A 471-nucleotide genomic window follows, 5' to 3' on the forward strand; every position below is an offset into this window, starting at 1 on the left:
CTTCCTCAAGCCCGAAATCCTGCGCTGGGTGGTCGCCGCGAGCTTCCTGGCGGTGGCGCTGTGGACGCTCAAGCCCGACAAGCTCGACGAGGGCGAGACCCAGTTCTCCGCGCGCGGCGCGTTCATCGCCACCACCATCGCGTTCTTCTTCGCCGAGGTCGGCGACAAGACCCAGGTCGCCACGGTGCTGCTGGCGACCCGCTACGAGCCGCTGTGGGCGGTGATCGTGGGCACCACGGTGGGCATGCTGCTGGCCAACGTGCCGGTGGCCCTGCTCGGCGCCCGCTTCGCCGACCGCCTGCCGCTCAAGGCCGCGCGCCTGGTCGCCGCCGCGGTGTTCGCCGCGCTGGCCTTGTGGGTGGCGATCCGCGGCATCGGCTGAGCATGGCCGCGCCGCCGCGGCCGGTCCGCGGCGCGGGCGGCTAACCGCGCCCTCCCTGACACGGTGTCAGGCCCCGCTCGCGCTATGCT

Annotated in this window: 1 protein-coding gene; it reads left to right on the plus strand. The window is 73.2% G+C overall.

From position 1 onward, the window contains the following. The coding region (locus GPA27_RS28335; protein ID WP_169143736.1) for a TMEM165/GDT1 family protein at positions 1-382 on the plus strand (382 nt) is incomplete at its 5' end. Positions 383-471 lie beyond the last annotated feature (89 nt).

This window comes from Aromatoleum toluolicum, from assembly GCF_012911005.2.
GTDB classification, from domain to species: Bacteria; Pseudomonadota; Gammaproteobacteria; order Burkholderiales; family Rhodocyclaceae; genus Aromatoleum; species Aromatoleum toluolicum.